Raw genomic sequence first — 13,878 nt, 5'->3', positions numbered from 1 at the left:
GACGGCAGGGCCCCGGCCGGGCGGTCCCTCACCCGCACTGAGGGCCGCCCGGCCTTCGCGCCTTTCCCTCCCCCCGCATTCCCCCGGAGAGGACCCCACCGTGCGCAGAACCCGCAATCTGACGGCCGTGCTCGCGCTCGCGGCCGGATTACTGGCCGGCACCCCGCCCGCACTCGCCGCGGACGCCCCGACGGCCACCGGCTCCCCGGACACCGCACAGACGGCGCTCGCCGCGGACACCTACACCTGGAAGAACGCCCGGATCGACGGCGGCGGCTTCGTCCCCGGCATCGTCTTCAACCGCTCCGAGAAGAACCTCGCCTACGCCCGCACCGACATCGGCGGCGCCTACCGCTGGGTCGAGTCCACCAAGAGCTGGACGCCGCTGCTCGACTCGGTCGGTTGGGACGAGTGGGGCCACACCGGAGTCGTCAGCCTCGCCTCGGACTCCGTCGACCCGGACAAGGTGTACGCCGCGGTCGGCACGTACACGAACAGCTGGGACCCGACCGACGGCGCCGTGCTGCGCTCCTCCGACCGGGGCGCCAGCTGGCAGAAGGCCGACCTGCCGTTCAAGCTGGGCGGCAACATGCCCGGCCGCGGGATGGGCGAGCGGCTGGCCGTCGACCCCAACAGGAACAGCGTGCTGTATCTCGGCGCGCCCAGCGGCAAGGGGCTGTGGCGCTCCACGGACTCCGGGGCGAGCTGGTCGCAGGTCACCGCCTTCCCCAACGCCGGCAACTACGTCCAGGACGCCACCGACACCAGCGGCTACGCCTCCGACAATCAGGGGATCGTCTGGGTCACCTTCGACGAGTCGACCGGCACGAAGGGCAGTACGACGCAGACGGTCTACGTGGGCGTCGCCGACAAGGACAACGCGGTCTACCGCTCGACGGACGGCGGCACGACCTGGTCCCGGCTCGCGGGGCAGCCCACCGGCCACCTCGCCCACAAGGGCGTGCTCGACGCGGCGAACGGCTACCTGTATCTCGCCTACAGCGACAAGGGCGGACCGTACGACGGCGGCAAGGGCCGGCTGTGGCGGTACGCGACCCGCGGCGGGACCTGGACGGACATCAGCCCGGTCGCGGAGGCCGACACCTACTACGGGTTCAGCGGACTGACCGTCGACCGGCAGCACCCCGGCACCGTGATGGCGACGGCGTACAGCTCCTGGTGGCCGGACACCCAGATCTTCCGGTCGACGGACAGCGGCGGCACCTGGACGAAGGCCTGGGACTACACGTCGTACCCGAACCGCTCGAACCGCTACACGATGGACGTCTCCTCCGTGCCCTGGCTGACCTTCGGAGCGAATCCCGCACCGCCCGAGCAGACCCCCAAACTCGGCTGGATGACCGAGGCGTTGGAGATCGACCCGTTCGACTCCGCACGGATGATGTACGGAACCGGCGCGACGATCTACGGCACCGAGAACCTCACCGACTGGGACACCGGGGGCCGGTTCACGGTCGAGCCCATGGTCCGGGGACTGGAGGAGACGGCCGTCAACGACCTCGCCTCTCCCCCGTCGGGTGCTCCGCTGCTCAGCGCGCTCGGTGACATCGGCGGATTCCGGCACACGGATCTCACCGAGGTCCCCTCGATGATGTACACCTCGCCGAACCTCACCACCACGACCAGCCTGGACTACGCCGAGACGAACCCGAACACGGTGGTCCGGGTCGGCGACCTCGACTCCGGCCCGCACATCGGCTTCTCGACCGACAACGGCGCCAACTGGTTCGCGGGCACCGACCCTTCGGGCGTCACCGGCGGCGGCACGGTCGCCGCGGCCTCGGACGGCAGCCGCTTCGTGTGGAGCCCGTCCGGCACCGGGGTGCAGTACACCACCGGGTTCGGTACGTCGTGGTCGGCGTCCTCCGGCATTCCGGCCGGGGCGCGGGTCGAGTCCGACCGGGCCGACCCGAAGACCTTCTACGGCTTCAAGTCCGGCACGTTCTACGTGAGTTCTGATGGCGGCGCCACCTTCACCGCGTCCCCGGCGAGCGGACTGCCGAGCGGCGACAGCGTGCGCTTCAAGGCACTGCCCGGCACGAAGGGCGACGTGTGGCTGGCGGGCGGCGCGAGCGACGGGGCGTACGGGCTGTGGCACTCGACGGACGGCGGCGCGACCTTCACCAGGCTGGCCGGCGTGGAGCAGGCCGACACCATCGGCTTCGGCAAGGCCGCCACCGGCGCCTCCTACCAGACGCTCTACACCAGCGCGAAGATCGGCGGAGTGCGCGGGATCTTCCGGTCCACCGACAAGGGCGCGACCTGGACCCGCATCAACGACGAGGCTCACCAGTGGGGCTGGACCGGCGCGGCCGTCACCGGCGACCCGCGGGTCTACGGGCGGGTGTACGTGTCGACGAACGGGCGCGGGATCGTCTACGGCGACACCTCCGGCACGAGCGGCGGCGACGGCGGCGGGACCGATCCGACACCGGCGGGTGCCTGCGCGGTGACCTACCGGATCACCAACCAGTGGTCGGGCGGCTTCCAGGCGGACGTGTCCCTGACGAACACCGGCACGAGCGCCTGGGACGGCTGGACGCTCGGCTGGACGTTCCCCGACGGCCAGCGGATCACCCAGCTGTGGAACGCGGACCACACCCAGGACGGCACGGCCGTGACCGCGCGGAACGTCAGCTGGAACGCCACCGTGGCACCGGGTTCGTCGGTGGGCTTCGGCTTCACGGGCAGCTGGACGGGCTCGAACACGAAACCCACGTCGTTCCGGCTCGACGACCGGACCTGCACGGTGACCTGACCGGCCGGGGATCCGGACACGCCCGGGGCAGCCGCGCGACGGGATCGCGCGGCTGCCCCGGCCCGTTCTCCGCGGGCGCCGCCTCAGCGGATCACGGCGCGGTGCGGCACATGGGCGACGCCGAGAACGCGCCCTGACAGCAGCGAGCCCCCGCGCCGGGCATCACGTTGGGGCATGACCGACCTCGGCATCGCCCCAAGCACAGCCGGGCTATGACCACAGAGCGTTCCGGACACGCCGTTCCCAGGCACCCTTGACGGTCGCCACACAACCGCTTCGCGGCTGCTGCCGGATGCCGCACCTGCCCTGGTGCGGGACCCGGCAGCCGGACTACTTGGTCACGACCGCCTGATCATCGATCTCGATGGCTCCAGGGGTCATGTCCGAGAAGGCATCGGCCTTCATACCTGCTTGGATCTTCTGCCGGTATCGGCCGATCGCCTCCGCGCCATATGCATCGACGAGGGCCACATGCAGAGTCACGGCAGTGTCCTTCGGGTCCGCCGAGTTGGCCGGCCGGACCGTCGGGCAGTGCCAGTCGATCCCGTTGTCGTCGATGTTGCACGAACTGAAGGTGGGGTAAAAGTGGTTGCTGTCCACCTCGACGAACGCCCACAGCGCGTAGCCCTTCGGCACGTGCTGGATGCTCCCCTTCAGAATGACGCTCTGTCCCACTGCCCTCCCGTCCAGGCTGGTGATCTTCCCTGTTGGCTTAGGCGCCTCGGCAGCAGCGACCGGAGCGTCCCTGTCTGCCGGGTTGATGATCGCCGTACCCACGACTCCGATGATCGCTCCGATGGCAGGCGGCACGATCCGCTTAGCCCACTTGCCCCACCGTGGCCCACGCCCCGATCCCCCGGTTCCTCCTGCAGCCATGGCGTCCCCTCCCTGTTAGTGCGTGGGCGGTAATCTGCCCTAGTTTTGGGAGGGATTAAGACTGCTTTTTGTCGCAGTTCTGCCACATGTGGTGATCAATACCGGAAGTATCCTTGGAATGCCGATGTATGGGTTGCCCCGAGCTCGGGTCAGGGCGCCAGCTCGTACTCCACCGTCCGCTGCCCACAGTCCGCGGCGAGCGTGCCGAGGGCCTCGCGTTCCCGATCGTCGCCGGTCAGCTGCCAGCGAAGCTTCGCCGCAACCCAGTCAGCGGGATACGTGCAGCGGGCGTCGAGTAGCAGCGGCAGCCAGTCGACGGGGTCCTGATCAGCCTTGCAACGGTCGGCGCGGGCCGTCACCGCGACGAGACTGCGGTCGGCGTCAAGGTCGTTGCGTAGGCCCCGCGCCGCTCCACGGCCCAGGCGCCCGAGTCCCAGGCTTCGGCGAGCGGCAATAGGTGGTCGATGTCCAGGTCGCCCGGCGTGGTGACGGTGACGCCGTCGTAGTACGAGCAACATCCCCCCGCAGTCACGTAGACGCGTGGAATGACCGGATCGACCGCGAACGCCGAGCCACTCAGGATCCGCTTGCCTGAGTCAGGCCATGCACGAGCACTCGCGTCAAGTTGAGGCCGGTGCAAGGCTGAACGTTGGTTCATGGCGCCAGTAGCGGCAGCCGAGCGGACAGGGTTCATTGAACGCTGCAGCGTTGGGCGGCCCCGCTTTACCGGACGTCCCAGGATGGCGCTGTCACCAGCGACAGACGGGAGGGGCCGCAACCAGAATGGGGAGAGTTCGGCAGTCAGCAGACGATCCTGCCGAACTTGGCCAGCTGTCGGTCCACTTCCTCAACGGTTCGCGGGGGACGGTTTCGGCAGACCGCCTCGCTGCCGTTCGATCCCCGGTAGCTGCCCGCCACGCCCCCGTGATGACTGCACGCGCCCCGGCTACCGATCGAATCCGACGGCCAGCCATCCGCGCACACCGACCCCAGAAACGTCCAATCGATGGGCGTCGACGGCGACTGTGCCGGGGGCTTGGGGGGCGTGGGCGCTGGCCCAGCCTGGTCTCCGTCGCCGTACAGAAAGCCCACCACGAGCAGCCCGACGAAGACCGGAATGAACATGATTGCGCAGAACATGCCGAACCAGCGCCAAGCAGTCTGAGCAGCTCGAACCAAGCGACGCCACACCCGCGACACCCCCCAAAGTGGCGGCAGCATAACCGCATGCGGGAGCCCCACCGAGACGGGGGGGCCGGCGGGGCCTGAAGGCAGTGTGGCACGCGGCGGTGTTCCGCGTACCGGTGGCAGCACCTGACTCAGGAGGGGACATGAGCATCATCGCCTGGGGATGGCCCACGGTTCCTGGGCCACGGGTTCTTGCCCTGCTTCGGCTCGACGTAGGTCACCTCGGCCGCCGGGATGAGCCCAGCCTCGGCGAGCGCCGGCTTCCACTACTTCGTGAGGCGATCGGGTGGTTCGTGTCCGCCGAGCTGGACGAGGCCCCTGAGGAACCTGAGGCGACCTCTGAAAATAGATCTCCCCAATTCCTCCCCGGAGATCAAACACGCGAAGGCGACGGCCACGATGACGGGCTGCGCGACCGCCGCCTCCGGCGGCAAGCTAGAGATAGTTCTCCCGGCTCAGGCCAGCTAAGGCGCGTACACCACGGGCCGTGGAGCCGTCGGCATACCGTCGCCCAGGAAGAAGCTCGGGTGCGGGGGCTGGTTGTAGGCGGTGTTCTGCCAGGCCAGCGCGGTGCGGTACTGGGTGTCGTGCAGCAGGGTGGTGATCTTCGTGGTCGTCTCGTACGGCGTCGAGTAGATGCGCAGCGCCGTGTTGTCGGTCGTCGGCCACACGACCTCCTCGCGCCAGTCGCCGAACAGGTCTCCGGACAGCGACGGGGTTGCCTTGGTGCCGTTGTTCGCGTGGACGCCCGCGCCGGTCAGCAGGCGGGTGTCGGCGGACGTGCCGTACTTGTCGACGTGGGTGCCGTCGAGGAGTTCACGGACCGGGTCGCCGTCCCACCAGGTCAGGAAGTTGACGCTGCCCGGCTTGCGGCTCGCCACCACGGTCCCCTTCGGGTTGCGGACGCCGTCGGCCCTGGAGGACCAGGACTCGGCCCCCGCGCTGCCCGCCCAGACGTCCCCGGACACGCCCCTGCCGTTGTCGCCGTCGGCGGCCGTCGACCACAGGACGGCGCCGGTCCTCGCGTCCGCCATCCACGACGACGGCTTGCCGGCGTCCTCGTCGACCTTGAACTCCTCTAGGCCCGCGCGGGACGGATCGAGATCGCCGACGTGCATCGCGTCGCCGTGGCCGTTCCTCGTCGTCCACAGCCCGGAGCCGTTGTCGTCCACCGCCATCGAGCCGTACACGATCTCGTCCTTGCCGTCGCCGTCGACGTCCGCCACGGACAGCTGGTGGTTGCCCTGTCCGTCGTACCCCTTTCCGCTGTTGGTCGAGGAGTTGGTGTCGAACGTCCAGCGCCGGGTGAACGCGCCGCCGCGCCAGTCCCAGGCGGCGACGACGGTCCGGGTGTAGTAACCGCGCGCCATGATCAACGAGGGCCGGCTGCCGTCCAGATAGGCGGTCCCGGCGAGGAACCGGTCGACGCGGTTGCCGTACGAGTCGCCCCAGGACGAGACGGTGCCGCGGGCCGGGACGTAGTCGACGGTGCCCATGGCCGCTCCCGTCACGCCGTTGAACATGGTCAGGTACTCGGGTCCGGACAGCACGTAGCCGCTGGAGTTGCGGTGGTCCGCGGAGGAGCTGCCGATCACCGTGCCCCGGCCGTCCGTCGTGCCGTCCGCCGTCTTCATGGCGACCTCGGCCTTGCCGTCGCCGTCGTAGTCGTACACCTGGAACTGGGTGTAGTGGGCGCCCGAGCGGATGTTCCTGCCCAGGTCGACGCGCCACAGGCGGGTTCCGTCGAGCTTGATGCCGTCGACGATCGTGTTGCCGGTGTAGCCGGACTGGGAGTTGTCCTTGGCGTTCGTCGGCTGCCACTTGAGGACGAAGTCGAGCTGTCCGTCGCCGTCGAGGTCGCCGACGGAGGCGTCGTTGGCCTCGTAGGTGTAGGCGACTCCGTCGGGTGTGGTGCCGCCGGCGGGCGGGGTGAGGGGCACGTCCTTGTAGCCGGTGCGGAACTGGACGGCGTGCACGGAGTCGCCCTGCTCCACGCCGTTCACGATCGCGCGGACCGTGTAGTCGGCCTGCGCGGGCGCCCCGGAGTGGAAGTAGTTCGTGGAGCCGGTGACCGGGGACGGGTTCACCTTCGTGCCGGCCCGGTAGACGTTGAAGGACACGTCGTTCGGGTCGGTGCCCAGCCAGCGCCAGCTGACCAGGTTGCCGCTGTCGGTGTGGACGCTGACGACGCCCCGGTCGAGGGACTCGACCTGCCGGGCCGTGGCGGCTTCGGCCGTTCCGGTTCCGAGGGCGGTGAGTCCGGCGGCGACGAGTGCCGCCGCGGCCGCCGTCGCCGAGCCGATCACGCGTCTGCGGTGCTGCCTGTGCGGGTGCTGCACGGTGGGTACCTCCTGGGAGGACAGACGGATTCCGTCCCCTCAGTCGCCGCCACCCGCACGGGAGTTGCCGCTTCTCAGCAAGCGCTCTCTATCCGTATCGGCGCGCCAGCTCGCGCACCGTCGCGGCGATCCGCTCGCGCAGCTGCGGCGGCTCCAGGACCTCGACCGCCGCACCGAGCCGCAGGAAGTCGTCGTGCGCCTGGTCCACGGACTCGATGGGCACGGTCACCCGTGTCCAGCCGTCCTCGTCCCTGCGGCCGCCGGCGGCCACCGCGTCGGCCAGCGGTCCGCTCGGACGGCTTCCGGGAGCCAGCCGGACGACGGCCCGGCCCCGGCGCAGCCGCCGGTGGAAGTCCTGCTGGTAGGCGGTCCAGTACGCGGCCAGGTCGAAGTCCTCGGGACAGTCGAACTCCTCCTCCGTCGTGGTCAGTTCGAGGATCTGGTCGACCCGGTAGGTGCGCGGGCCCGGTCCCGCCACCACGTACCAGCGACCCGCCTTGAGGACGAGACCGTACGGCTCGAGCCGGCGCTCCACGTCGGTCGGCTCGCGCCAGCGGCGGTACAGGATCCGCAGGACGCGCCCGTTCCACACGGCGTCGGCCACCGCCGGCAGGTACGGGGTGTCGTCGGCATCCGCGTACCAGCCGGGCGCGTCCAGATGGAAACGGCTGCTGATCCGGTCCGCGTGTCCGCGCAGCTCGTGCGGGAGGGCGGCGCGCACCTTCAGCCGGGCGGCGGCGAGGACCGGGCCGAGGCCGAGTTCGGCGGCCGGTCCGGGGACGCCCGCGAGGAAGAGGGCCTCTGCCTCCCCGGCGGTGAAACCGGTGAGACGCGTGCGGTAGCCGTCGAGGAGCCGGTAGCCGCCCGCGTGGCCCGCGTCTCCGTACAACGGCACGCCGGCCGCGCCCAGCGCCTCGACGTCGCGGTACACGGTCCGCACCGAGACCTCCAGCTCCTCGGCGAGCTGGGCGGCGGTCATCCGGCCGCGGGTCTGCAGCAGGAGGAGGATCGAGACGAGTCGGCCGGCTTTCACTGACACAGGATGTCAGTGGAGCGGGCCTAGCGTCCGGTCATGGCTTCGACGACCTTCTCGGCCTCCCCTGATCCCCGGGAGACCGCACCGCACCACGGGAAGACCGCTCCGCACGCCACGGCGACCGCTCCGGATGCTCCGGATGCCGGAGAGACCGCCCCCGGCGTACCGGTGACCTCCCCTGGCTTCCGGGAGAAATTCCTGACCGTGCCGCCGCCCATCGAGGTGGCGGGGCGGCACATCAAGCGCTATCACGTCACCGCGGATCCGGCCGGCATCGCGCCCGAGGTCGAGCGGGCGGCGTACGCGATACTGCCGCGCCTGCTCCCCGAACCGGACGGCACCCCGCCGGCCGGCTTCGTCGTGCTGCACCGCGGCGGCGACGACGGCGCGTACCTCAACGTCTACAGCTGGGTGTGGGACAACGTCCTGCAGTTCGGCGGCGCGGCGGCGGGCCAGCCGGTACTGGGCTGCCCCGACCGTGACCCCACGCACTTCGTGGTGCCCGGCCGGCCCTGGATCGGCTGTGTCTGGGAGCTGCCGCCGATCCTGCACGAACGCGACGCCTGGGTGCGGCATCTGCTCGCCCCCGACACCCCCGACCTGGAGGCCTACCTGGCCGACTCGCTGCCCGAGGGAACCACGGGAGACCGCTCATGAGCACCCCGCACGACTTCGACTTCCTGCTCGGCGACTGGGACGTCCACAACCGCCGGCTGACCGACTTCCTCGACCCGGACGGCGGCTGGGAGGAGTTCCCCGCCACGAGCCACTGCCGAAGCCTGTTCGACGGGGCCGCCGACATCGACGAGATCGACGTGCCGGACCTCGGCTGGAAGGGGCTCACCCTGCGGCTCTTCGACCCGGAGACACGCCGGTGGTCGCTGCACTGGTCCAGCAGCCGCAGCGGCAGGCTCTTCCCCCCGGTGTCCGGGCGGTTCGGGCCCGACGGGCGCGGCGAGTTCTTCGGTGACGACACGCACGACGGGAAGGACGTACGGGTGCGCTTCGTCTGGTCGGGGATCTCGGCGACCACCGCCCGCTGGGAGCAGGCCTTCTCGGTGGACGGGGAGCGGACGTGGATGACCAACTGGGTCATGGAGTTCACCCGCCGCGAGCCGGTGTGACGGCGGGCCGGTTCAGACCCGGCGGTACGCCCGCAGGGTGAACTCGGGGTCCGGGCGCGGCAGGTCCGGGTCCGGCAGGGCCTCGACGCGGTCGGCGAGTTCGGTGCCCCCGGCGGGGTACATCGCGCCGTCCCGGATCCGGCGGGCCAGCCGGCGCGGGACGCGGCCCTGGCCGTGCCCCGGGAAGCGGGCGGTTCCGCTCGGCAGGAGGCCGTGCGCCGCGGCGTACGCCGTGACGAGCGCGGCCTCGTCCGTGGCGGGCCCGGTGCGGTAGGGAGCGGCGAGCACGTCGATGTCGCTGTCCACGTGGTGCGCGGCGTCCTTGTCGACGGTGGTGACGAGGACGCCGCCGGGCCGCAGGACCCGTGCGGCCTCGGCCACCACGGCTTCCGCGTCGGCCAGCAGGTGCAGCAGCCAGATGACCGTGAGCGCGTCGAACGAGCCGTCCGCGAAGGGCAGTCGACGGGAGTCGCCGAGGACGACGGCGCCCGGAAGACGCGACGCGGCCGTGCGGGCCATGCCCGCGGAGGAGTCGACGCCCGTCACGCGCAGTCCGGGCCGGCCCGCGGCGAGGCGTCGCGTCACGATCCCCGTGCCGCAGGCGACGTCGAGCAGGCTGCGCGCGCCGGCCGGCACCAGCCCGAGGGCCGAGCCGGCCGCCGCGGCGGCGCGTGGCTCGCCGCCCCGCGTCGCGTCGTAGTCGTCCGCTTCCCTGTCGTAGTCCAGCACGTGGGTCAGTGTGCCCCGTGCCCCGGTGCGAGGTCCTCCACCCTGCGGGCGAGACGGAAGTCGAGTTCGGTGACCGCGCCGCCGATGCTGTGCGTGTTCACGGTGAGGTGGATCGTGTTGTAGCCGAGGGTGAGGTCGGAGTGGTGGTCGAGCTCCTCCTGCACCTGGGCGATGTGCACCACCATCGCGGTGGCCGCGAAGTGCGAGCCGAGCCGGTAGGAGCGGGCGAGGCGGTCGCCGTCCAGCGACCAGCCCGGCAGCTCGGCCAGCCGGTCCTCGATCTCCTTCTGCGACAGCGGCTCGACGGCCATGACCTCGCTCCTCTCGGGGGAAGGGGGCTGCGGGTTCCCGCATTCCTCAGCGTGCCACAGGGGCTCGCGCCCGGCTCCGTGGACGCCGGGCCGTTGTCGGGGTCTCGGGCCTGGGCCGGCCTCGTTCGCCGGGTTCCGGAGGGGCCGACCTCGTTCGCCGGGTTTCGGGAGGACCGGCCTGGTTGCCTGGGGTCCGGAGGGGCTGGCCTCGTGCCCCGGGGTCGGGAGGGTCGGTCTCGTTGCCCGGGCTCCGCAGGGGCCGACCTCGTTCCCCGCACTCCGGAAGGGCGGACCTCGTTCCGCGGGGTCGGGAGGGGCTGGCCGCGTTCCCCGGGCTCCGCAGGGGCCGACCGCGTTCCCGCGCTCCGGAAAGGCGGACCTCGTTGCCCAGCGCTCCGGAAGGGCCTTCCCGCGCTCCGCAAGGGTCGCAGGGGCCGTCCCGCTGCCTCGAACACCGGAACGGTGGCGGGCTGCCCCGACCGGGGCCTTCGCCGACCGGGGCCTCCACCGGCTGAGGGCTCCCCCGACCGGAGCTCTGCCCGGCCGGCGCTTCCCGTGGCCGAGGCCTTCCCATGCCGGGCCTTCCCATGCCGGGGCTTCCAGTGCCGGGGCTTCCAGTGGCCGGGGCGTTCCCGTGCCGGGCCTTCCCGTGGCCGGGCCTTCCCCGGCACGGGACCCCTGCCGGGGACGCACACCGCGACGGTGGCCGACACGGCTGCTCAGCGCCGAACGCACTCCGCCGCGAAGTCGTCGGCCGTCACGGCGATCCACGCCCGTCCCTCGACACGCTCCAGCCACTCCTGCGGAAGCCCGTGGTCGCCGTGGCGCGCGCCGAGCAGGTTGCCGCAGATGGCGCCGGTGGAGTCGCTGTCACCGGAGTGGTTGACCGACAGCAGCAGTGCGTCGGCCACCCGGGGGCGGGCCAGCGCGCAGTACACCGCGATGGCGAGGGCCTCCTCGGCGACCCAGCCCGCGCCGAGCCGCTCCACCTGCTCCGCGCCGGGCTCACCCGCGTCTGCCAGGTCCAGGGCGCGCCGCAGGGCGGCCGACGTCTCCTCGTGGCCGGGGTGCCGGGTGAGCAGCCTGAGCGCCCGCAGGACGGCGCTCTCGACGGACTCCCCCGCGACCAGGTGCACGACCATCGCGGCCAGCGCACCGGCGGCGTAGTACCCGGTGGGGTGGCCGTGGGTCATCTGGGCGCAGCGGGCCGCGAGCCCGAAGGCGACGTCCTCCGTCACGGGGCCGAGCCCGAAGGGCGCCGAGCGCATGACGGCACCGCACCCCTTGGACTGGGGGTTCACCGCCCCCGGTGGACCGAGCCGCAGAGCGGGGTCGGGGACGTGGTCCTGTTCGAGCCCGGAGAGGCAGGCGTTGCCGGGGGCGCGGCGGGCGTAGAGCCAGGACTGCGCGGCGAGACCACCGGTGGGGCCGCCGTATCCGCCGGGGCCGTGTCCTCCTGAGCCGGAGAACGCGCTGTCCGCGGGGCCGGGCCTGCGTTGGGTCTCCAGCCACCGTTCGTAGGCCCAGCGCACCAGCCGCGGGGCGCCGCCGCCGATGCCCTTGCGGCGCTCGCGTGCGTGCGCCTGCCGGAGCCCCTCGACGGTGAACAGCGTCATCTGTGTGTCGTCGCTGACCCGTCCCACGACTCCGTCGGCGTCGGGCACGAGACCGGTCACGCCCCGGGGGCCGTGTGCGGAGCGGATCCCTTCGAGGGAGACGAACTCGATCGGATAGCCGAGGGCGTCGCCGATCGCGCCGCCGAGCAGGCAGCCGCGCACGCGCGCGCGGTAGACCGCCTCGGTCTGCCAGTCCGGACGCCCGATCCCTGTCACACTCACGCGCCGTCCTCCGTACCGCTCACTCGCTGTCCTCCGCACCGTTCACTCGCCGATCTCCGCACCGCTCACGCGCCGTCCTCCGCACCGCTCACTCACCGATCTCCGCACCGCTCACTCACCGATCTCCGCACCGCTCACTCACCGATCTCCGTCTCCCTCACGAGCCGTTCCTCGGCCGCGGTGGCTGCTGCCCGGCCGCCGACGCCCTTCCTCGACTACCGTCCTCGTATGAGGATTGTCGCGTCCGGAGCCGCCATGCTTCCCAGTGCCCCCGCCGGCAGAGGCGCCGTGCCCGGCGCGGGCAAGGAGCGCCGTCCCGAGGAGGGCGTCGGCCCGCTGCTGCGCGGCTGGCGGGAGCAGCGGCGGGTGAGCCAGCTGGAGCTCGCGCTGCGCGCGGGATCCTCGGCCCGTCACATCAGCTTCATCGAGACGGGCCGCTCCCGCCCCAGCGAGGAGATGGTGCTGCGTCTCGCGGAGCACCTGGACATCCCGGTGCGGGACCGCAACGCGCTGCTTCTCGCGGCCGGTTACGCGCCGCACTACCCGGAGACACCGCTCGACGACCCCTCGATGGACGCCCTGCGCGAGGGCATGGAACGGCTGATCCAGGGCTACGAGCCGTATCCGGCGCTGGTGGTGGACGCCACGTACAACGTCCTCGCCGCGAACCGGGGCATCGCCATGCTCCTGGACGGCGTACCGGAGCACCTCCTCGAACCCCCGCTGAACGCCATGCGGCTCACCCTCCACCCGGAGGGTCTGGCACCGCGCATCCGCAATCTGCGCGCGTGGCGCGATCATCTCCTCGCCCAGATGGACCGTCAGATCGCCCTGCGCCGCTCGGAACCGCTGCGTGCCCTGTACGAGGAGGTGGCGGCGTACCCGGTCCCGGAGCCGGAGGAGGACGACGAACCCATGAGCCCGGTCCCGTACTTCGCGCTGCCGATGCAGATCGAGCACGAGGGGCGGACCCTGTCGTTCATCTCGTCCATCTCCACCTTCAACACGCCGATGGACGTGACCGTCGCCGAGCTGGCCATCGAGACGTTCCTCCCGGCCGACCCCGCGACGGTCAAGTACCTTCGATCGATGCTGTCCTGACGCTCCAACGGCTCAGGCTTCGCGCGCCCGCAGTGCCGCGTACTGGAGCGCCGCGAAACCCGCCACCGTGAGCGCCTGCAGCACGCCCCACACGACGCCCGCGGTGCTCGGCGACAGCCACAGGGCGACGGCTGCGAAACTCAGCAGCGTCCAGGCGAGGTTGGTCTCGATCACGGCACGCACGGCCCAGGTGGAGGGCTCGGGCCGCGAAGCGAGCAGGCCGACGGCCGCCGCGTACACCGCGAGGACGAGGCCGAGTTCGAGCAGCAGGCCGGACCCGACGCCGAGCAGCCTCGCGAGCGGGCCGGAGGCGGCCAGGTAGGCGACCGCGTTGCCGCCGGTGACGAGGGCGTCCAGCACCAGGAACCGGCGCAGCGCGATGCGCGGCTCGGTCGTGCGGGCCAGGGCTGCGAACTGGGTTGCGGACATGGCGGATCACCCTCCGTCGAGGTCGGATTCCAGCGGGACTCCTGCAGGCATTCCTGCAGTGGGGATGCCTGGCCCCCGGACCGGAGTGCGCCGGCCCGGGAACCAGTACGCCCACCATGCCGGGCGGC

Annotated in this window: 13 protein-coding genes; 4 read left to right on the top strand and 9 right to left on the bottom strand. The window is 71.6% G+C overall.

Annotated features, from left to right (window positions below; genetic code table 11):
* The first annotated feature begins 100 nt into the window (after window positions 1–100).
* Window positions 101–2,779 (top strand): cellulose binding domain-containing protein, encoded by a 2,679-nt coding sequence (locus ACSYGO_RS36510; RefSeq protein WP_460389192.1) that lies wholly within the window; start codon window positions 101–103, stop codon window positions 2,777–2,779.
* Between the two features lie 330 nt (window positions 2,780–3,109).
* On the opposite strand, the gene ACSYGO_RS36505 is transcribed toward ACSYGO_RS36510, so the two are convergent.
* From ACSYGO_RS36505 to ACSYGO_RS36485, 5 genes are all read right to left on the bottom strand, one after another.
* Window positions 3,110–3,556 (bottom strand): hypothetical protein, encoded by a 447-nt coding sequence (locus ACSYGO_RS36505; RefSeq protein WP_460389190.1) that lies wholly within the window; start codon window positions 3,554–3,556, stop codon window positions 3,110–3,112.
* 248 nt (window positions 3,557–3,804) lie between these two features.
* On the bottom strand, window positions 3,805–4,014 hold the full coding sequence (locus ACSYGO_RS36500) for a hypothetical protein (protein WP_460389188.1): 210 nt from the start codon (window positions 4,012–4,014) through the stop codon (window positions 3,805–3,807).
* On the bottom strand, window positions 4,011–4,313 hold the full coding sequence (locus ACSYGO_RS36495; protein WP_460389186.1) for a hypothetical protein: 303 nt from the start codon (window positions 4,311–4,313) through the stop codon (window positions 4,011–4,013). Before ACSYGO_RS36495 ends, ACSYGO_RS36500 begins: the two co-directional genes overlap by 4 nt.
* A gap of 994 nt (window positions 4,314–5,307) precedes the next feature.
* A complete protein-coding gene (locus ACSYGO_RS36490; RefSeq protein WP_460389184.1) occupies window positions 5,308–7,182 on the bottom strand; it encodes a rhamnogalacturonan lyase in 1,875 nt (624 codons plus the stop codon).
* Between the two features lie 88 nt (window positions 7,183–7,270).
* Window positions 7,271–8,215: a helix-turn-helix transcriptional regulator gene (locus ACSYGO_RS36485; protein WP_460389182.1), complete on the bottom strand. Its 945-nt coding sequence runs from the start codon at window positions 8,213–8,215 to the stop codon at window positions 7,271–7,273.
* A 171-nt stretch (window positions 8,216–8,386) separates the two neighbouring features.
* Between ACSYGO_RS36485 and ACSYGO_RS36480 the strand changes: the two genes are divergently transcribed.
* Both ACSYGO_RS36480 and ACSYGO_RS36475 read left to right on the top strand, forming a co-directional pair.
* Window positions 8,387–8,875 (top strand): hypothetical protein, encoded by a 489-nt coding sequence (locus ACSYGO_RS36480; protein ID WP_432176031.1) that lies wholly within the window; start codon window positions 8,387–8,389, stop codon window positions 8,873–8,875.
* Window positions 8,872–9,342 (top strand): hypothetical protein, encoded by a 471-nt coding sequence (locus ACSYGO_RS36475; protein ID WP_460389180.1) that lies wholly within the window; start codon window positions 8,872–8,874, stop codon window positions 9,340–9,342. The genes ACSYGO_RS36480 and ACSYGO_RS36475 overlap by 4 nt, the downstream gene beginning before the upstream one ends.
* A gap of 12 nt (window positions 9,343–9,354) precedes the next feature.
* On the opposite strand, the gene ACSYGO_RS36470 is transcribed toward ACSYGO_RS36475, so the two are convergent.
* The 3 genes from ACSYGO_RS36470 to ACSYGO_RS36460 all read right to left on the bottom strand — a co-directional run bounded on the left by ACSYGO_RS36470 (window position 9,355) and on the right by ACSYGO_RS36460 (window position 12,214).
* On the bottom strand, window positions 9,355–10,071 hold the full coding sequence (locus ACSYGO_RS36470; RefSeq protein ID WP_460389178.1) for a class I SAM-dependent methyltransferase: 717 nt from the start codon (window positions 10,069–10,071) through the stop codon (window positions 9,355–9,357).
* Between the two features lie 5 nt (window positions 10,072–10,076).
* Window positions 10,077–10,382: a 4a-hydroxytetrahydrobiopterin dehydratase gene (locus tag ACSYGO_RS36465; protein WP_432190170.1), complete on the bottom strand. Its 306-nt coding sequence runs from the start codon at window positions 10,380–10,382 to the stop codon at window positions 10,077–10,079.
* A 719-nt stretch (window positions 10,383–11,101) separates the two neighbouring features.
* Window positions 11,102–12,214, bottom strand: a complete 1,113-nt coding sequence (locus tag ACSYGO_RS36460) for an ADP-ribosylglycohydrolase family protein (RefSeq protein WP_460389804.1) — start codon at window positions 12,212–12,214, stop codon at window positions 11,102–11,104.
* Window positions 12,215–12,448: 234 nt separating this feature from the next.
* Here ACSYGO_RS36460 and ACSYGO_RS36455 point away from each other — a divergent pair, with 234 nt between their 5' ends.
* Entirely contained in the window at window positions 12,449–13,321 is an 873-nt protein-coding gene (locus ACSYGO_RS36455) for a helix-turn-helix domain-containing protein (RefSeq protein ID WP_426680864.1), read from the top strand.
* A 12-nt stretch (window positions 13,322–13,333) separates the two neighbouring features.
* Here the strand turns inward: ACSYGO_RS36455 and ACSYGO_RS36450 are convergent, their stop codons facing one another.
* Window positions 13,334–13,750, bottom strand: a complete 417-nt coding sequence (locus tag ACSYGO_RS36450) for a hypothetical protein (RefSeq protein ID WP_426680865.1) — start codon at window positions 13,748–13,750, stop codon at window positions 13,334–13,336.
* Between the last annotated feature and the right edge of the window lie 128 nt (window positions 13,751–13,878).

Source organism: Streptomyces krungchingensis (assembly GCF_054729265.1).
This window is presented reverse-complemented; position numbering and strand designations above follow the sequence as displayed.